Annotated in this window: 15 protein-coding genes and 2 other annotated features; of the genes, 2 read left to right on the forward strand and 13 right to left on the reverse strand. The window is 40.3% G+C overall.

From position 1 onward, the window contains the following. Positions 1-360: 360 nt before the first annotated feature. From IGI46_RS21780 to IGI46_RS21795, 4 genes are all read right to left on the reverse strand, one after another. On the reverse strand, positions 361-900 hold the full coding sequence (locus IGI46_RS21780) for a methylated-DNA--[protein]-cysteine S-methyltransferase (RefSeq protein WP_429974242.1): 540 nt from the start codon (positions 898-900) through the stop codon (positions 361-363). A 15-nt stretch (positions 901-915) separates the two neighbouring features. Further along, on the reverse strand, positions 916-2364 hold the full coding sequence (locus IGI46_RS21785; protein ID WP_429974243.1) for an AlkA N-terminal domain-containing protein: 1449 nt from the start codon (positions 2362-2364) through the stop codon (positions 916-918). A gap of 284 nt (positions 2365-2648) precedes the next feature. Further along, the gene (locus IGI46_RS21790; RefSeq protein ID WP_207704071.1) at positions 2649-4166 is read right to left on the reverse strand and encodes a PTS transporter subunit EIIC; all 1518 of its coding nucleotides are present in this window, start codon (positions 4164-4166) and stop codon (positions 2649-2651) included. Positions 4167-4193: 27 nt separating this feature from the next. After that, the gene (locus IGI46_RS21795) at positions 4194-5519 is read right to left on the reverse strand and encodes a 6-phospho-alpha-glucosidase (protein WP_429974244.1); all 1326 of its coding nucleotides are present in this window, start codon (positions 5517-5519) and stop codon (positions 4194-4196) included. A 174-nt stretch (positions 5520-5693) separates the two neighbouring features. Here IGI46_RS21795 and IGI46_RS21800 point away from each other — a divergent pair, with 174 nt between their 5' ends. Together IGI46_RS21800 and IGI46_RS21805 are read left to right on the forward strand one after the other, a co-directional pair. Continuing rightward, complete coding sequence (locus IGI46_RS21800) at positions 5694-6476, forward strand: MurR/RpiR family transcriptional regulator (protein ID WP_429965754.1); 783 nt, start codon at positions 5694-5696, stop codon at positions 6474-6476. Further along, positions 6469-7236, forward strand: coding sequence for a MurR/RpiR family transcriptional regulator (locus IGI46_RS21805; protein WP_429974245.1), 768 nt, complete (start codon positions 6469-6471; stop codon positions 7234-7236). Before IGI46_RS21800 ends, IGI46_RS21805 begins: the two co-directional genes overlap by 8 nt. Before the next feature lie 88 nt (positions 7237-7324). On the opposite strand, the gene IGI46_RS21810 is transcribed toward IGI46_RS21805, so the two are convergent. The 9 genes from IGI46_RS21810 to IGI46_RS21850 all read right to left on the reverse strand — a co-directional run bounded on the left by IGI46_RS21810 (position 7325) and on the right by IGI46_RS21850 (position 18999). Beyond that, positions 7325-8161, reverse strand: a complete 837-nt coding sequence (locus IGI46_RS21810; protein WP_429965752.1) for a MetQ/NlpA family ABC transporter substrate-binding protein — start codon at positions 8159-8161, stop codon at positions 7325-7327. 30 nt (positions 8162-8191) lie between these two features. Next, positions 8192-9406, reverse strand: a complete 1215-nt coding sequence (locus IGI46_RS21815) for a M20 family metallopeptidase (protein WP_429965751.1) — start codon at positions 9404-9406, stop codon at positions 8192-8194. Positions 9407-9421: 15 nt separating this feature from the next. Beyond that, on the reverse strand, positions 9422-10258 hold the full coding sequence (locus IGI46_RS21820; protein WP_429974246.1) for a MetQ/NlpA family ABC transporter substrate-binding protein: 837 nt from the start codon (positions 10256-10258) through the stop codon (positions 9422-9424). A gap of 15 nt (positions 10259-10273) precedes the next feature. After that, entirely contained in the window at positions 10274-10954 is a 681-nt protein-coding gene (locus IGI46_RS21825) for a methionine ABC transporter permease (protein WP_429974458.1), read from the reverse strand. Beyond that, a complete protein-coding gene (locus IGI46_RS21830; RefSeq protein ID WP_429974247.1) occupies positions 10954-12030 on the reverse strand; it encodes a methionine ABC transporter ATP-binding protein in 1077 nt (358 codons plus the stop codon). The genes IGI46_RS21825 and IGI46_RS21830 overlap by 1 nt, the downstream gene beginning before the upstream one ends. A 54-nt stretch (positions 12031-12084) precedes the next feature. Continuing rightward, positions 12085-12322 (reverse strand) — a binding site (T-box leader). A gap of 40 nt (positions 12323-12362) precedes the next feature. Beyond that, positions 12363-12599 (reverse strand) — a binding site (T-box leader). 162 nt (positions 12600-12761) lie between these two features. Next, on the reverse strand, positions 12762-14390 hold the full coding sequence (locus tag IGI46_RS21835) for a hypothetical protein (RefSeq protein ID WP_429974248.1): 1629 nt from the start codon (positions 14388-14390) through the stop codon (positions 12762-12764). Beyond that, positions 14387-15100, reverse strand: coding sequence for an ATP-binding cassette domain-containing protein (locus IGI46_RS21840; RefSeq protein WP_207704115.1), 714 nt, complete (start codon positions 15098-15100; stop codon positions 14387-14389). The genes IGI46_RS21835 and IGI46_RS21840 overlap by 4 nt, the downstream gene beginning before the upstream one ends. 1469 nt (positions 15101-16569) lie before the next feature. Beyond that, entirely contained in the window at positions 16570-17604 is a 1035-nt protein-coding gene (locus IGI46_RS21845) for a hypothetical protein (RefSeq protein ID WP_429974249.1), read from the reverse strand. 774 nt (positions 17605-18378) lie between these two features. Beyond that, the gene (locus IGI46_RS21850) at positions 18379-18999 is read right to left on the reverse strand and encodes a histidine phosphatase family protein (protein ID WP_429965747.1); all 621 of its coding nucleotides are present in this window, start codon (positions 18997-18999) and stop codon (positions 18379-18381) included. Positions 19000-19016: the final 17 nt, after the last annotated feature.

A 19016-nucleotide genomic window follows, 5' to 3' on the forward strand; every position in this document is an offset into this window, starting at 1 on the left:
CTTTCGTTTACAATTCCAATTAGAATAAAAAATATTTTTAAATCCAAGTAAACATAGCATTAAGCCCTATAAACAGCAGCTGCTATTAAAGGTGCCTTGTTCCATCGAATCGTTGAATTTGATACAGAGATACGAGTTCTAAAGCGAAGAGAGCATGAGTATTAAGTTAATTGATACTATCGATGAATGAGCATAACCACTGCGTACTTGATAAATTAAATCGCACTTATTACAAAAACTTAAACGACGACAGGAAATTCAAATGAAATCACCGATATTGCAGGTGGTTTTCAAAACAGACAAAAAAAACAGACATGAATTCAGCATTCACGTCTGTTAATAAACTCTCCGTTTTTTAAGTCACAAAGCAGTACCTTTAGTAGGAATCAAAAACTTACTAGTATCCACACCTTCATGTTGAAGAAGATAAATTTTTTTAGTGAGTCCCCCGGCGTATCCAGTTAAACTGCTGTTTGTTCCCACTACTCGATGACAAGGAATGATGATCGAAAGCGGGTTGTGACCGACAGCTCCGCCAATTGCCTGAGCAGACATGGAAGTTTTGTTTAATTTTTCGGCTGTACGTTGAGCAACCTCCTTATAGGTCATCACTTCACCATAAGGAATTTGACACAATACTGTCCAAACAGTTTGCCGAAATTCGTTGACGACCGGCTTCAAAGGCAGGTCGAAAATAGCAGGTTTTTCATTGGCAAAGTAAGCATCCAACCAATTTTTGGTTTGAAGAAAAACCGGCAGCTGCTGATTTTGAGTGATTGCTTCCGATAAACCTGCACCATAATATTTTTGATCCTTCATCCATACCCCCACTAGCGTTTGGTCGGTTGCAGCTAAGGTTAAGGGTCCAATCGGTGAAGAATAATCCGTCACATAATGCATCTGCATCTTCCCTTCTTATAATGAATTCCACAAGCTGACTGTAGCGTAACTGCGCCACGGTCGCCAATTTTCGGCTAGCTGCAGCATTTCTTTCGGCTTTAATGGTGCTAAAGCCTTCTTAATTCCAACATCCGTTTCCAGAAAAGCATCCGGCCAGCTCAATGCACGCATTGCTAAGTAATGGGCGGTCCAGTGGCCAATACCGGGAATCGCCAACAGCTTTTCTACTTCTGCTTCAGGAGTGGCTTGAGGGCCAAAACGAATCGTCCCTGCTGACAACCTTTCAGCCAAACTTTTAATCGTTCGCGAACGCGTGGCAATTACACCCAATTGGCCCAAATTTTCTTCAATTGTTCCTTCCAACGTCAAAACCGTTTGCGGCGTAGGAAAGGTGTGCGTTAATTCAGTGAAAGGTGTTTGAATTGGCGTTCCAAATTTTTGAACAATTCTGGCAGCCAATGTACTAGCAGCTTTCACTGTGATTTGCTGTCCAAGAATCGCTCGCACGGCCATTTCAAACGGATCAAGGCAGCCAGGAATACGCGTCCCGCAAGCAAAATTTTCCATATGATTAAGGGTCTCATAAACAACTGTCGGATCACAATACAAATCAAACAATTGACGAACTCTGCTTAACACCTGCGGTAAAACTGGCAGCAAGCTTTCACTAAGGGTTACTGCCAACAAATTTTTGCCTTCCATGGGCTGTATTTTTATCCAACCCGAGCATTCTTTTCCTTCAAAGTTCGCGAGTCGAACGGTTCGCAGATAAGTATTATCCTGGACCCTTTCAACCCCCTCAATCGCCCGTTTCTCAAGAAAGTTTAGCAGCTCCTGCCAACGATAAGGCGGCCGATATCCCAGTGCTAAGGTAATCTTATCCTTTTCCCGCTGATCACTGATGCTTTCTTTACGCAACGCGGTTGGTGTTAGTTGGTAGTGTTTTTGGAATAAAGCATTAAACCGGCGTAAACTGCCAAATCCAGAGGCCATTGCCACTTCTATGACTGACAAATTCGTATCTGTCAGTAAGCTTTTTGCCAGCAGCAAGCGACAGGTCTGCAAATACTGAATCGGTGAAACATGGTATTCTTCCAAAAATACCCGTCGCAAATGGCGGTCTGTATAGCCTAATTCTTCGGCCAGCTCCTTCAAATGAATACCACTACCGCAATGCTCCTCCAGCACTTTGGCAACTTGAGCCGCCAAATTTGTCTGAGCATCCGTTACCGAATTTCCTGGCGCTTGTTCAGGACGGCACAATAAACATGGACGAAAACCTGCCAATTCCGCTTCGGCAGCCGTTTTGAAATAGCAGCAATTCTCAGCCTTTGCCTGCCGTGCGCGACAAACTGGACGACAATAAATCTGAGTAGTAGTGATACCGATAAAAAAGCGGCCATCAAAACGAGTATCCTTCGCTTTAAAGGCACTGTATAGATAGTCATTTGTTAACTGCTCCACAAAACTCACCTCCATTTTAAGTTAGTTTACAGAATTTAAAAATCAAAGCCTTAGTTACTTTTTTATATTATCAAGAAACTTTAACACAAACTAGCCGTTTTCGGACATGAAATCACTTTTCGTTTGTGGAGGCCTGTTTATCATTAAGACAAGTTTTCATTAGGAAAAGGAGCAAAAGGAGCAGTATAGGATTTTTTTGTCCTATACTGCTCCTTTAGTCAATTCAGAATTGCTGCGCAGTGGCTTAAAAGGAAATTCTGCTAATCTTCATCCATAGCAGCTATTTACAGCGCCTTGCGCACTGCATCGGCAATCTTTTCAATTTTTGGTCCATAAACTACCTGAATATGCGTTTCTGAAGGCTTGATAATCCCCATGCTGCCGGTTTGCTTTAGAATATTTTCCTGTACTAGATTCATATCGTCAACATCTACCCGCAGTCGAGAGATACAGTTATTGACTACCTTGATATTTTCACGACCACCTAAGCCGGCAATTACCTGCATTGCCAAGGAATTATCACCAGCCAGCGATGAAGCACCTACTGCTTCATCCTCATCCACTTCTTCTGCAACATCAATCGACAAGTTTTTAGCTGTTAAGTATTTTTTAAAGACAACATAGTACAGTACGGCATAAACAGGTCCTACGACCAAAACCATGTACCAGCGGGAACCCGGCTGCATGACACCCCAGACAATATAATCAATCAAACCGCCACCCGTATTTCCAATTGCCACACCCAGAACGGACATCAACAAGAAGGAAACACCGCCCATAAAAGCATGGAAAAGAAACAATACTGGTGCAATAAACATAAAGGAGAATTCCAATGGTTCAGTGATTCCTGAAATGATGCTGGCTGCTACACCGGCAATCATCAAAGCTTTCACTCGATCTTTTTTGTCAGAAGGACTAGAGCGGTAAATGGCCAAAGCGGCGGCTGGCAAGCCGAACATCATAAATGGCATTTTTCCTTGTCCTAAGAATTGAGTAAACGGACGTAACGTATCAATATCTACTTTATCAAAGAACTGAAGGAAAATATTCAAGCAACCTTCCACACCTTCATAAACGCCCCCTACTGCAGTAGTTCGGAAGATACTATTCAACACATGGTGCAGTCCCGTTGGAATCAACAAACGTTCCAAGAAACCAAAGAAGAAAACACCCAACGATCCAGCACTGCCAATCAGTGTTCCTAAAGCAGTAATTCCGGCAGAAATTGGCTGCCAAACAAACGGCGCTACCTGTCCCAACAAACCCATAACTAAAATAACAACAATAGCTACAAAACGTTTTCCGCCATAAAAGGCAATTGCCACCGGAAATTGAATCTTATGGTATTTATTATGGAGAAAAGCTACAATAATCCCAGTTAAAATCCCCGCAACCGCTCCCATATCAATCGTTTCGACACCTAAGATCGGCGCTACCCGTAGCGATTCAAAGTTACCAAAGCCGGAATTCACCACTGTGCTGGCACTCACCAAAAAAGTATAATAGCCGACAAAGCCTGCAAAAGCAGCGATTCCTTTATCTTCTTTAGCCATCCCCAATGAAATCGAGATCGCAAACAAAACTGGAATCAAGGTAAAGACAACCCCAGAGATCGTTCGCAGCGTATCAATTACATAAAAAACGGCTGGGGTCTCTAAAATCGGTAATGCCGCTACTACCTGATCCTTCAGCAGAGCCCCTGAGATTCCCAAAAGAATCCCACAGGCTGCCAAAGCGGCGATCGGCATCATCAAGCTGCTGCCTAATGTCGAGAAAAAATCCATTATTTTATTCTTTTTCATTCCTTTTTCCTCCTTGTATCGCCGGCTTTATCGTAGCTCAGGCCACATACCTTTATTGGCTTCTATTAAAGCATCCAAAACCTTACGTGCTCTTTTTCCATCATTTATTAAGCGGTTTAGGGTAAAGGCTTCTAACGCTTTTTGATAAGAGTTTTCGTAATAAGCATCTACTAACAGCTTTTCACTAGAAACCTGGTTAACTAATAAGCCAAGATAAAATTGTGGAATAATGCCGACACCCATAGGCCGCGGACCATTAGCGCCCAACTCGCAGACAACCTCCACCATAGCATCGTCCTGCATGTTAGCAATTGCTCCATTGTTTTCAACAATTAAAATGTGTCGATTATTTTTGTTAAAGGCAATTGCAACCGCAACTTCAATCATCATTTCAGCATGAGCGTCACTGATATCATCAAACTTATCTCCCAGTGTCCCTGCTGAGATAATTTCCTCACATTCCGCAAAAACCCGTTTTTCCCGGCCAGCCATGACTTCATCAGCTCGTGTGAAATTGGGATCTAAGGTTGCTGCTTTGTATTCTGGATATAAGTAATACTGGTCATACGTATTTGGTAAAAATTCTGGAAAATCCTTCATCATCGTTTCCACCATGCCATAAGTATCTAACCAAGAAGGATCTCGCTGCTCGGCATCCTGTGGCAGAAACCCTTGTTTTTTAATCAGCTCCTTAATCTTCGGCAGCAAGTCTTCACCAGTAGTTTTATCGTAAATATGAGTAAACCAACCGTAATGATTCAGACCAAAGTAAACCGGATCCAAATCTTCCCATGAACAGCCCAACAAGCGGCTGCAAGAGCGGACAACATTTTCCGGCTGATCACAAATATTTAAAATTCGTCGATCCGCAGGAAATTCTCTTCGCAAAGCTTCAGCGACGATCGCTGCTGGATTGGAATAGTTGAGAATCCAAGCGTCCGGTGCGTACTCTCGAATCTCGTGAACCGCTTTAATCATTTCAACAATCGAACGCAAACCATAGGCCATGCCACCAGCCCCACAGGTTTCTTGCCCAACTAGTCCCATACCCAACGGAATATGTTCATCCTGCGCCCGCATCGGCAAACCGCCCGCCCGCATTTGCATGAAAACGAAATCCATTCCTTCGTAAGCTTCTTTGCTGTCTGTGGTGTACGAAAAGTCCAGCTCAGGAAATTGTTCCCGATACAAAATCTCACCAAACTTGCCGACTAAATTCTGACGCTCCTGGTCAATATCAAACAATACTAATTTTTTTAACGGAAAGTCCTTTTTCATCCGAACAAATGATTTTAAAAAACCTAAAGTAAAGGTACTGCCTCCACCGACGATACATACGTTAAATTCTCTCATGATTTATAGTCCCCTTAGCTTGAATTGAATTCACTATTAATGGCCAGTTAATATAGTCTTACTATGCCATCGATTGAAAACGAATACAATATCCTGTATTATTTTACTAAGTGATTACCGATTTAGTGCTTTGTCACAAATAATGTAACAAATTTCAACCAAAGGAGTATAAGTATGTTAACAGACCTTTTAGATAATAGAATAATGACCAGCCTTAATCCTAATGAGCAAGCTATTTTTCAGTATATTTATACGCATCCTCAAATAGTTGAGACAGCTACAATTCGCGAATTAGCCAACCAACTAACGGTTTCCACCACAACTATTTTGCGCTTTTGCAAGAAAATCGGTTTATCTGGCTACAGTGAATTGAAGTATTTGACCAAACAAGCCAATTCCTCCATTCCTCAGCCTATCCTTAAGCAAAAATCTGATGCAGCGCTTTTGCAGGAGATGGCACAAGATATTGAAAACACCTTGTTATTGATGAAAGAACAAGATGTCCATCAAATGATTGAGCTCTTGAACAGTTCCAAACACATCCATCTTTACAGTGGCGGTGGTATTTCCGCGCGGGTGCTGGATTACTGGGAAAAAATGCTGTTTTCTTATGGCCGGCAAAATGTCTATCGCTATGAAGCCTCTCGTCTGGCCTTTCATATTGCCGAAACCTTGACCGATCAAGATGTGCTGTTTGTTATCAGCTGCAGCGGAACCTATGAACCGACCATTCGTATGGCTAATCTAGCCAAAATGCGAGGAGCCACGGTTGCAGCTATAACGCCTTACACCGATAATGTTTTGGCAAAAACTGCAGATCTGAACTTTCGGTTTTTCGGGCGATCACGGCAAAATAAAAATACTGAATTTACTTCACGATTGCCCATTTTTTTCGTAATTGATACTATCTTTAAGGCATACTACACTTCATCAGAGGAGGGTATTTCCCATGAATGATTTTTTCGCTGCCATTGAGATCGAAAAATTATCAGAAAATGAGCAAACCATGTTGAAATACATTCAAGATAATTCGACGTTAATCGCTCAGATGAAACTTCATGATTTAGCCAGCAAACTATTTGTATCAGACACCCTTGTAGTTCGTTTTTGTCAGAAGCTGGGACTGACGGGTTTTAGTGAATTAAAATACTTAATCAAAAACGAACTGGTATTGCAAAAGAAACGCCAAACGGTTTTTCGCGAGCAGATCGATCAGCAGATCAATGATTTTAAATACTTTTTAGCGTTTGCACCTTTGGATCAGCTGCATACGATTGTTCAATTGCTTTGCAATGATCAGCCTTTGTATATCCACGGACGAAGTCTCAGTTCGATTCCCGCTAAGTACCTGCACACCGTTTTAAATACCTTGAACCGCCGCTGTATTCTAGTCGAAGATTTGCATTTGCTCAAAAGTATTAGTCGGACGATTCATCCAGGGGCTACCATTTTAATCACCTCTGCAAATGTTCCACTGGCCGTATATCAGGAAGTTTTTGACAATAGTCGCCAGAATCAGGCTAAAACTATTTTGATTACTTCGCAGGAAAATGATCAAACTGCAAATTTAGCGGATTTTTGTTTATTTAGTAACGATACCCCTCTGAGCTATAATGAAACGGATGCTAACTCGCGAATCAATATGCTGAGCCTGATCCAAATCATTATTGAGTTAGCTAGTAAAGAACTGCTGGCTGAGGAACCCACTGCTTTCTAACAGTAAAAAATACCTGGCTATAATTGAAAAGCTCCGCCAAAGGATGGATTGCAAGCGTCTTTTCGTTATAGTCAGGTATTAAACGTTATTATTTTTTGTCCCAAACAGGAATGCTGGAATTTTCAGTTGTCTCGGCAATGATTTTGGCAACCTCGTCTGTCTGATAGGCAGCGATAATTTTTTGATACACCTTTGAATCTTTTTCCTCTTTACGTGCAGCAATCACATTATAATATGGCTTAGAGCTGTCCGCAATAGGCTCCAAGAAAATTGCATCCTTGGTAGGAATCAGTCCCGCATCTACGGCCATACCATTATTGATTAAGGAAATATCAACATCAGCCAACGCACGAGCAGTTTGATTAGAGTCCAGCGATTTAAAGGTCAATTTTTTCGGATTTTCGATAATATCACTAATATCGGGCAGCAGTCCTTTGTCAGGATTTACCTTGATTAATCCAGCGGTTTGCAATAAAAGCAGCGCTCGACTTTGGTTAGAAACATCGTTAGGTACAGCAACAATTGCTTCATCCTCTAATTCTTTAAGATCCTTAATTTTATTGGAATAAACACCTAATGGATTTAGCGTCGTATAAGCGATTGTTGTATTGTCATAGCCGCTTTCCTCATTAACTGTGTCCATAAAAATTTCGGTTAAACACGCATGCAAATCGATTGAGCCATCTTCCAAGGCTGTAATCGGGGTGCGATAATCGGTAAATTTTACCAGCTCCAGTTGGATATTTTCTTTGTCAGCTAATTCTTTTTTCACATATTCCCAAGGTTCATTGTTTTCACCAACGACTCCTAGTTTGACCACCTTTTGATCTTCCACTGTTTGACTTTTGGCCTGTCCGCACCCGGTTAAGACAAGTACTCCACCTAATAAAACAACTCCAATTGAGAGCCACTTAGTTAACTTCATTTTTTTCTCCTTTTAGTAGTTTTTTATGACTTAAGTATTCTGCGCCTCCAGATTTTCCTGATGCTGCTCTTTAATGGCTTGCAGCAGCTCTGGATTTTGGATTAAGTCCAACGCCGTTTTTGCCAACAATTCAGCACCGATAGCAATTGATGCTAAGCCCTTTTCACTGCGAGCGGCCGCTTTGAATTCCTCACTATGTCCCGCAATGTAATCATCTGAAATCGATACGGTCGGCTGAATGGTAGGAATTACCTGACTCACATTTCCTACGTCTGAAGAACCATAGCTATCAGGAATTTCCGTACTGATTTCCGTTGCTGGTATGTCTAACTCTGTTAAATGTTTGAAAAGAACTTCATCAAAAAGCGGTGTTAAAACCGTATCATCCACCGAGTTTTGGAAGAGCCCAAAATCATACGTACAGCCAGTAGCTAAGGCCGCCCCCTGGACAATCTGATCAAACTTTTGATAAACCTCGTTTAAGGTTTTACGGCTTGCTGCCCGCAGGTAAAAACGAGCTGAAGCGAATTCAGGAACGACATTGGCGGCCACACCACCATTGGTAATTACTCCATGGATTTTTACATCCAGAGGTAAATGCTGTCTCAGCGCATTCACACTATTGTAAACCTGTAAAATCGCATCTAAAGCATTAATCCCTTTTTCAGGTGCCGCTGCTGCGTGAGAAGCTCGTCCGTAAAACTTCACATCGACCGGATCATTAGCTAGTGAAGGTAAAGTCTGACTGTAGCGATGCGCTGGATGCACACACAAAGCTGCATCCACGTCAGTGAAAAAGCCCTCTCGTACAAAACTACCTTTAGCTGAGCCGTTTTCACCGCCTTCCTCTCCCGGTGTTCCGTACACGCGAATTTCACCGCCTGTCTGATCAATTAATTTCTTAAGTGCGCTGGCTGCTAAAAGAGAGGTAGTTCCAAATAAATTATGTCCACAAGCATGCCCAATTCCTGGCAGAGCATCATACTCCGCTAAAAAGACAATCGTCGGTCCAGGTTTTGCGCTTTTATAACGTGCATCAAAACCAGTGCGGTGTCCGGCAACGTCAGTTTTAACCGCAAAGCCCTCTGCCTGCAGCTGTCTGCCTAAAACATCTGCTGCGTGAAACTCGTAATTGCTGACCTCCGGATGGTCGTGAATATCCAACGCCAATTCTTGATAATGGACTAAACGATTTGCAATAAATTCCTGGATAATTTGTGTTTCCTCTAGTGTATTTGTCGTCATAAAAAATTCCTCCAATTATTTTTTGCCAAAGGTTTCCCAAGCTGGGACATTCGAACCCTTTGAGGTACTCTCAATATCTTTAGCCGTTTCTTCTGTTTGATAAGCGGCCACTACTTTTTGATAAACATCGTTGTCTGCATCTTCTTTACGAGCTACGATAATATTGACGTACGGCTTTGCTCGCTCATCAACTGGTTCCAGGAAAATCGCGTCCTTCTTCGGTGCTAAACCAGCATCCACAGCCATACCGCTGTTGATGACTGAAATTGCTACATCTGATAAAGATCGGGCTGTCTGTGAAGCATCCAATTCAGAAATTTCCAGCTTTAGAGGATTATCAGTAATATCAGAAACAGTTGGGGTTTGACCTGCGGCTTCATCTACCTTAATCAAATCTGCGGATTGCAGCAGCAATAATGCCCGACCACCGTTAGTAACATCATTAGGAATCGCAACCTTATCGCCTTCTTTGAGTTCCTTTAAATCCTTAATCTTGTCGGAATAAATACCTAGCGGTGCACTCACTGTATTACCAATAGAAACTAAATCTGTCCCGTGCTCTTCATTGTAGTTATCTAAGAAAAACTGATGCTGAAACGAATTCAGATCAATCGAACCATCAGACAAAGCTGCATTAGGCTGATTATAATCGCTGAATTTTACATATTCTAAATCGATCCCCTCTTTACTCAAGCGTTCCTTAACACCGTCCCAAACATCAGTGTCCGCACCAATTACACCTAGCTTCACAACTTGTTGATCCTTAGCTTCTGTTTTGCCATTCCCACTGGAGCAGCCGGTGATGGCCAGTAATAACACGGCCCCTAAAATAAATGTACTGACTTTTTTCATCTAATTTTCCTCCGTTTAATGACTGATTTTTTTAATAACTAAATTACTAATAAATTGACTGATAAAAACTAATACTAGGATTAACAGTGTAGCGACCAAGGTAACATCGGTTTGAAATCGATTATATCCGCGAGTGATGGCCAAGTTGCCTAATCCACCAGCCCCTACCGCTCCGGCCATAGCTGTCAAGCCGATGACATTGATGATAGTGACTGCAGATGCTCGGATAATTGCGGCTAATCCCTCCACAAGATAAACGCGAAAGATAATACCAGCTGGACTAGTCCCCATCGCCTGAGCGGCCTCAATCACCCCAGGATCAACCTCCAATAAAGCATTTTCGATTTGCCGAGCAAAAAAAGGAATTACCCCAATAATTAGCGGTACCAGCGCTGCCTTTTCACCAATAGTTGTTCCTACTAAAAATCGAGTAAAAACTGCTAACAGCGTCAGCAAAATAATAAAAGGGATCGAGCGAACAATGTTGATCAGTTTATCCAAAATCTCATAAATACCACGATTAGCCAATAGTCCATCCGGACGGATCACCACCAGCAGTACGCCCAAGGCAATTCCTAAAATTCCGGCAACTAACGCGGTCCAAAAAACCATGTACAAGGTTTGCCAAGTAGCCGTCACGAATTCCTGTGGTATTTCACTGACATTTGGTAAATACGTTTCTAACAAATGCATTATTATTCTCCTCCCCTTTCAACCAACCGAATCGGTGATGACTGTTCTGGTCGTTTCAAAATCGTTGCCTCGACTTGGTACTGCTGTAAAAATTCCAACGCTTTTTTCCGTTGGTGCTGTTCTCCTGTCAGGCGAACAATCAAGCGGCCAATTGGTACCTCCTGTAAAATTTCCACATTTCCGTATAAAATATTGGTGCTAACCTGATAGCGGCTATACAGTTGGGTAATCAGTGGTTCACTCGTCTCATCTCCTACGTAAGCAAACTCTGCCAAAATTTCATTAGCCGCCAGCTTCGAGAATTTTTGATGATTCAAAATAGTAGTTAAGGCCTGATCCACATGCAAAGCCGTTCGGATGAAATCTTTAGTTAAAGGCTGCTGCGGCTGACTGAAAATCTGAATGCTTTCGCCCTTTTCAATAATTTCTCCATTTTCCATTACCGCTACCTTATTACAAATTTCTTTAACCACTTGCATCTCATGAGTAATCAAAACAATTGTCAGACCCAGCTTCCGATTTAACTCCTTTAACAAATCCAATATTTGCAAAGTTGTCTTAGGGTCTAAAGCACTAGTCGCTTCATCACATAAAAGAATAGTTGGGTCATTCGCTAAAGCCCGGGCAATCGCAACTCGCTGCTTTTGCCCGCCTGAGAGTTGACTAGGATAGGCCTGATGTTTATCAGAAAGTCCTACCAGCTCCAAAAGCTCGGTCACTTTTTGATAACGCTCCTGTTTGGTTTTACCTGAATATTTCAAGGAAAAATCCACGTTATCAAAAATAGTACGAGCATCCATTAAGTTAAAATGCTGGAAAATCATGCCAATAGACTTCCGCTCCTGCCGTAATTCCTTTGGCTTCAACTTATTCAGCTGGATTCCATTAATCAGCACCTCCCCTTCAGAAGGCTTCTGGAGCAGGTTAATCACTCGAACCAAGGTACTTTTCCCAGCTCCTGAATAACCTACAATGCCATAAACATCTCCCTTTCCAATCCGCAGGTCTACCTGCTTTACCGCAGCGATGGTTTTATTCTTTTGCTGAAAGGTCACTGATATATTTCTCAATTCAATCATTCGCTTCACTCCTTTTTATAAAAAAGACGCCCTCAGATCCCTATTGATTACGGATCTGAGGACGCCTGTCGCGTGTTACCACCTCAATTTAAGTGACACTTTCATGCCACTCCTCTTCGAGTACTATCATACTCTAGCAAGATAACGGCTGCTGCCGTTGCCGTCTCACGTTCTCCGCTCGGGGCAAATCACTCAATGGCCATTTTCCAATTTGCTGTTTCCTATCTCTTTTCAGCTGCCGAGATTCTCTGTAAGGGAAGTCAAACTGTACTTACCATTTCATCGTTTTTCCTATTTTAAAACAAAAAAGCCCCTTTACCAGTCTAGACTGATAAAAGGGCGAATGCTCGCGGTACCACCTTTTGTTTCGAAGTTTCCTTCTGCTTAATCCAACGTCTTAAATTCAAGATATTGGTGTTCCGGGTAACGGTGGAACCGACCGTGCCTGCCTACTTATCGACACGCTATCCTCAGAGGCCATTGTTCATCTTTTCTTCCTTGGTTCTTTTCACCAGCCAGAACCTCTCTAAAAAGTTTTCCAAGATTACTTTTCTCTTCAACGGAGTTGTTTATTAAGTTGATCCAAACTTTACACGAAGAAAAATTCACTGTCAACCAAAAAAATTAAGAATAACGACTATTTTTACTCTCAAAAATCTAAAAGGGTATTTTATCAAAGTTTCTTACCCAATTTTTTTTTGCGAAATAACGATTCTTTTTCCCCAAAAAAATCACTCTTTGATACGAAAAGTCTGAGGGGCTTTTTTCCATAAAATGACTAAACCGATCACTATATACAATAAACTCAGACCTGAGACTAGCAAGGCATAGCTCAATCCAGTAACATTCAGCTGCAGGTTCAAATAGGCAATCCCGTAGAAAATCCCGGAAATAATTTTGTATAGAGGGTTCATCACTTCCATCTCACTAGTAAAGGGCTGCAGCACATAATAGATAAACAGCTCATGAAAGGAGAATAAAACTGCCAGGCTAAATAGTAGTAGTACTAATACCATAAAAAATTGCAGTGATAGGATTTCCGGGTTTAACAAGGTAAAGGTAATAAAAAGCAGTAAAATACCCAAAATAATGGAGCCATTGTAAAACAAGGTTTTTCGGAAACGATAGAAAAATCCCGACAGAATTGTTGAAGCCTCACGATAAAAGGGATAATAAAGCATCGCCACATCACAATTCACGAAGACCATTTGTACGATGGTTTTACCAAAGGAAGCTAAATACATGGTGAAAAACAGCAACGGCAATAAGCCGATCAGCTCAGCTTCTTTCGCGTCCTTCAATACACCAAATAGTGATCCGCCAATCACTAATAACCAGGTAACCCCTATCACTGCCAAACGGATAAACAAGTTTCGCTGCAAAATGCGATGGTACCGTTTGAACAGAAGATCGTTCAAATACTGACTACCGGAAAGTGTTTCGTTGCTGTCAGCTTCCAGCTCTAATTTCTTTTGCATTGACAAGCCTTGTCCCAGATATTGTGAATTCTTGGCTTCCGGTGCAGCAGCGTCCAAATTACGAAGCCGTTCAACCTGCCAAATCAAATAGCCACCCTCATCATCAAAGTACAAAAGCTTATAACCACAAAGAATTGTTAAAATTAGTAAGGGGAGCCAGCAGACAGGATGTAAGAGCACCGACATGACCTTAGCAGTTGGATCAAGCCAAAATTCAGCCGCTACCAGCAAAATGATAGCAAAAAAAATTGTCCATGTGATTCCGCGACGCTGACTAAGGGTCAAGGTATATGTTTTTCTTCCCAACCAATAAAAGAACAAACTAATAGCCAAGTAAGATAAGCTTCCAACAATAATTACTGTTAACGGATTTCGCAGAAACAAACCGTAAATAAAAAAAGCTGGCCAGTATTTCACAGTCTCAACAATGTTAAGCAGCATCAGCCTCCCCCGGACAAAACACTGTCGTGGTAAAGAAAACTGGTCCAAAAAATTCACTTCATTGTTATCCATCGAATACCATATTCCGTTGAAGATGCTCATGATCCCCAGCCAACCTATCCAAAACAGCAAACCCTGTTTTACAATGGTCTGATCTAGGGGTATCAAAACGAATGGCCCTCCCGAAAAAAAACGAATGGCAAAAAAAGAAAGGACATAGCTTAACCCCAGCCACAGAAATTTTGCCCCCAACGTCATTAGAGCCTTCCAAATGAAAATTAGTACGGTCAAAATCTTTTTCAATTCATAGCTGTTGTAGACTGTCACAGGAATTTTTTTACCAATCAATGGCAACTTTCGCAAATAATAGAGCAAGCCGTTAACCTTTTGAGTTGTTTTGACCACGGAAAAAATCCAAGAGATTCTAATTACCTCAATCATGCCTGCTCCTCCTGCGGGTCCTGCAACAATTGAATAATCTCTTCTTCAAAATCCGCGTCATGTATTTTTTCCGAAGGGATTGACTGCAGCTGGTGATGATTCAGCAGCACAATCTCATCGCACAAATCCTGTGCCAGCTGCAAGATATGTGTCGAAAAAATAACAATTGAATTCTTTTTAGCAGCCACAATTAATTCTTTCATTTCATGAGCAGCAACGACATCAAAGGAAGTCAGCGGTTCATCCATCAAAAGAACTGGCGGGGTAATCATCAAGGAAACCACCATTTGTACCTTATTTTGCATTCCGTGAGAAAAATCCTTTAGTAACCGATGCTGGTCTTCTCCCTTAATCCCCACCATTGTTAAATATTCTGAAGGAGTTTTGCTACTCGTCATACGATCATTGTTAATATCCATAAAAAATTTCACGAATTCAATTGCTGTCATAAAAGCTGGCAAATGAGGAATCGTATAAACATAACCAATATCTGTATTAAAATAATCTTTCGGACCGGCTCCCTGATCCAACAAAATCTCTCCGCTGTTTAGCTGCATATTTTTGGCAATACAATTGAATAGTGTCGTCTTTCCAGAACCATTTCTTCCCAGCAAGCCATAAATCTTGCCCGCTTCAAAAGTAAAATCCGCCTTATCAAAAATAATCTTTTCATCAAACTGCTTGGCGATCTTATCTAACACTAATTTCATCATCCAACACTTCTTCCATTTTCGCTCTCTAAAGAACACTTTTTTTTATTGTATCAAACATCATTCGGCACTACGAGAAGATTCTCAGTAGGCTGCCCGCGAACTAACAATCCTGCTATTCTTCAAAAAGATATATAGTTAATAAGAGAGTGTACAACTAAGAATACTTTTTCATAGCTTTTTATTTTCTCTACCCCTTTATTAATAAGAAAGCCCTCTCTGTTGCAACTGCGCTTAACAATGGGCTCTCTCACTCATCACAAATAATAAATAGTTAACTTTGCACTCCGAGTCCAGTAGACTCCATTTCGTTTAAAAAGTTTATTTATCCATTTATTTAGGAATTCGTTGGCTTCAGATGTACGTTTAAAAGAGAAAAATTAGTTGATAAGAAAGAACTAAAATATTCTCATCTATACAGCTTTTTAGGTGAGAATTCCCACTGATTATCAAGTCAAATGACTACGTTCTTATAAAAATTTCGTTTTTTGAGAATATGTAAGGCACAATCTGTATTATTAAAGCCTTCAGCATTTTTAGAAAAAAAACTTTTCACCCATATCTTTTAGCAAGCACAATGATCAACTTATTCCTACTTTTCAATACTGCTGCATTGGTATAATGCACTATAAAAATTTCTAATATCCTTAAAATACGCAGCAACTTACTGTTTCCGGAGTTGATGCCTGCCATACCATACCTTTATGCTATGTACCAACCGTCTCTTATTATTTTTCTATCAAGTAACCAATTAGTACATCCTAAACAGAAAATCTTTATCCTCTTTTAGCTTGCTCTTAAATATTTCTATGTCTAACTAAAAAATAAATGGGCATAGATGTGAGTTCAAAAAAAAGCCCGCGGAAAACCGCAAGCTTTCTCTATGATATATGTGAAAAATAGGTGTACAAGGTTCTTCCCCAAAAACCTTGCTCATTATAAGAAAAGCTCTCATAATGATCTATCAAGATCACACATATCAGATAACTTAATTATACGACAAAAATTAAATAAATAAAGCTATTTTTCGATATTTACAACTAAAAGCTTGGAATATATTTTTGAGTACAGATCAAAACAAATACTATGACCCTATCAATTGCCGCCATGACCTCCATTTGAGCATTGAAGGCCATGAAAATGACAACCCGCGGCTTATTAAAACGGGGATTATTTCAGTAAGTTATCTCGCAGTATTTTTCAGTATAACTTTTCAAAGTTTGAAAAGCTTCAATGACCAAGGACCAAGTTTAAATGCAGAATCTACTATTCTGCCTATTCCTCTATTATTAGCCTTCAGAGTTTTTATTCTTTAAAATTTGGTTCACTAAATAACCACCTTGCCAGCGTTATTATTGTTTAGGATAATCCCTTTCCGAGTGGTCTCAAGAGTCATTCTGTCTCATAAAAATTTATTCTATTCAAAGACAGGTCTAAATAAGCTATACTAACTAAACCAATTTAGAAAGCTATCTTCGCTTTTTCTTTCTTCGTTTTTTATTGACCTTCCGAACTAGATTCTGATTCGTTCGCCAATCCTTATTGGTTGATGGCGGACCGGCTCCATTTTCAGATTCAGAAACGGTTTCTTCTATTGAATCAACAAATTCAAAATTGAAATCTTTCAGCTTTGATCCTTTTGGCAGGGTACTTTTCACAAATTCCCGCAGCTCCTTCTTAGTCATTGAGGAATAATCGAAATCCTTCGGCAAATAGGTTTCCATAACTTGATCGCCATTTTTACAAGGTTTACCATATCTGCTCAGAACTTCCCCAGAGGGCACTAACGGCTTCACCGATTTCATTTGTTCACTTTCAGTTGTATGAGATGTCTTTTTAACTCGTGGTAAAGTCTCACACTGCTGTTTTCGAGCAGTCGTTTCTTCTATCGTTTTTCGGGTAATACTGGTTCGAAACAGACGGTATTTCACTTCCACAACTGTCACAAATCGACGAACACCATCTTTTTGGAGAATGTCAACGGTGCTTAGTAGGGATAAATAATCTTCATGTTCTTGGGTAGAAAGGGTCGGGTCAACATTGCTTAAGGTCCAATTGTGCTTTTTGCCGTTTTCGTCTTCAAAGGTCGAGATTAAGCTGGCTTTCGCTTCTACTTCTCGCTCACCAGAATGAAGCAAAGGGAATTTTTCCATATATAAAAGAGCTTGCTCTGTTAATTCCTTGCGTTTTTTTGAATTGGAGAATAATCGACGAAGTATAATATCCCATTCTTTGTCACTGAAATAAGGTCGAAAATAGACACACAGCTCTCTCACTTCTTGAAGATCTTTGCTTTCCATAAACAGTGAGCGAATTAGATCAGCCGCCAAATAAGAAAAATCAGCAGGACAAAGTGCATTGCGCAGAAGCACAATTAAGGCACACTGAATCACGTAAGCGCCATCATTGGTAATCTGATAAAAATCGCGTATTCTTTTTTCGAGCGAATTGCGCAACATATTATGAAGTTGTCGAGTACCAAGTGGTTTTGTAATCTTAGCCATGTTCACATCTCCCAAAAACGTTTTTTTATTTAATTACACCTTAATATAAAAAACTTACACAGTCAAGGAAAATTTCATTTTTAGTTATTCTATATTTCATCCCATAATAAAAAAACTCTACATAAAAACTTTTATCTAAAATAAACCATGAGAATCCCTTCAGTTTAAATCACTGAAAAAACCTTATATAGAAACAATTACGACTATCCTTTTATTAACTTTCAACAAAATAAGTTATTAAAAGAAGTTGCTTAGAATTCTTTAGAACCTAAGAAACTTTTTTCTATTTCGTTATATAACTAGTCGTATTTTCCATTAACTACAAGAATCTAATTAAAAAACCTAAATAATTAGTTATTTATATAAGAGAATTTGTTAAGTACTAATTAAGAATAATCTATGTCAAATTTGTCACGAATGCTCAAGAAAAGTCTTCCCGATGAATCATCAGTTCAACAACCGATAGTTTCAAATTGACCCTAAGTTAAGACTAGTATTGCCTTTTCACCCCAGCACTCTTATATCGATTTCAATGAAGTTGCTAAATTCTTATCCTTATACACATGAGACGGCGAAATAGTTAAACAAACCTTTCTCTCGTTCCGCAGAAAGGCTGATCTAAATAGTTAAAATTTTCCCTACCTCCGTAGAAACATCAGCTAGCTTTTGATAACGACCTTTCCTACCTGTTATCCGATCTCTTTGCTTTGTTGCGTATCGTAGATTTCAAGTTTTTTAAAAGTTCACTCAAAAAAAGGCGGCTATAGCCACCTTCTACTCCAAATGCTTCGAATAATTCCAGACCTTTTGCTGGAAAGCCTCTCCATCTTCTGAAGAAAAAATACTTAAGCTAGTATTCTTCAGCAAACCCTTTTGACGGATTTTTCGCAAATCTTGTTCTCTCAGAAAAGCCAGCAAAGATGACAGCATCACGCCATGGCCTACAATCAGATAATTTTTATCTCCCTGATAGTCCAACGACTGTAAGAAACCCAGACCTCGATCCAACAATTCTTGATAGCTTTCTCCAGCAAAACCGCTTGGATCATACAGCTCGGGTTGGTGCATCAAATGATCAAATTGGTCATGATCCTTTTGTGCCTCGATAGCGGTCCCATCCCAGTCACCAAAATCCATTTCTTTTAAGTCATCACTAATAATAATTTCCAACTGACTGTGTTGATTTTCACTCAGAATTGCCTGCATTGTTTTAATGGTTCTTTGAGTCGGGCTGACATAAATACTGGCAAAATCGATTTCCTCCAAATACGCTCCGAGCCTTTTAGCCTGCTGGATTCCCTCTGGCATAAGACCAGGATTGGAACGACTTCCGTTAAACAGTTGTTGCCGATTATTCTCGGTTACTCCATGTCTTACAAAATATAAAGTTGCCATATGCTGCCTCCGATCCT

It is taken from the genome of Enterococcus sp. AZ163 (genome assembly GCF_050498925.1).
Classification (GTDB): domain Bacteria; phylum Bacillota; class Bacilli; order Lactobacillales; family Enterococcaceae; genus Enterococcus_A; species Enterococcus_A ferrettii.

Bases quoted from the DNA above. Each gene is read 5' to 3' on its own strand.
- IGI46_RS21780 (WP_429974242.1), bottom strand. From the start codon at position 900: ATGCATTATGTGACGGATTATTCTTCACCGATTGGACCCTTAACCTTA.
- IGI46_RS21790 (WP_207704071.1), bottom strand. From the start codon at position 4,166: ATGAAAAAGAATAAAATAATGGATTTTTTCTCGACATTAGGCAGCAGC.
- IGI46_RS21795 (WP_429974244.1), bottom strand. From the start codon at position 5,519: ATGAGAGAATTTAACGTATGTATCGTCGGTGGAGGCAGTACCTTTACT.
- IGI46_RS21800 (WP_429965754.1), top strand. From the start codon at position 5,694: ATGTTAACAGACCTTTTAGATAATAGAATAATGACCAGCCTTAATCCT.
- IGI46_RS21805 (WP_429974245.1), top strand. From the start codon at position 6,469: ATGAATGATTTTTTCGCTGCCATTGAGATCGAAAAATTATCAGAAAAT.
- IGI46_RS21810 (WP_429965752.1), bottom strand. From the start codon at position 8,161: ATGAAGTTAACTAAGTGGCTCTCAATTGGAGTTGTTTTATTAGGTGGA.
- IGI46_RS21815 (WP_429965751.1), bottom strand. From the start codon at position 9,406: ATGACGACAAATACACTAGAGGAAACACAAATTATCCAGGAATTTATT.
- IGI46_RS21820 (WP_429974246.1), bottom strand. From the start codon at position 10,258: ATGAAAAAAGTCAGTACATTTATTTTAGGGGCCGTGTTATTACTGGCC.
- IGI46_RS21830 (WP_429974247.1), bottom strand. From the start codon at position 12,030: ATGATTGAATTGAGAAATATATCAGTGACCTTTCAGCAAAAGAATAAA.
- IGI46_RS21835 (WP_429974248.1), bottom strand. From the start codon at position 14,390: ATGATTGAGGTAATTAGAATCTCTTGGATTTTTTCCGTGGTCAAAACA.
- IGI46_RS21840 (WP_207704115.1), bottom strand. From the start codon at position 15,100: ATGAAATTAGTGTTAGATAAGATCGCCAAGCAGTTTGATGAAAAGATT.
- IGI46_RS21845 (WP_429974249.1), bottom strand. From the start codon at position 17,604: ATGGCTAAGATTACAAAACCACTTGGTACTCGACAACTTCATAATATG.
- IGI46_RS21850 (WP_429965747.1), bottom strand. From the start codon at position 18,999: ATGGCAACTTTATATTTTGTAAGACATGGAGTAACCGAGAATAATCGG.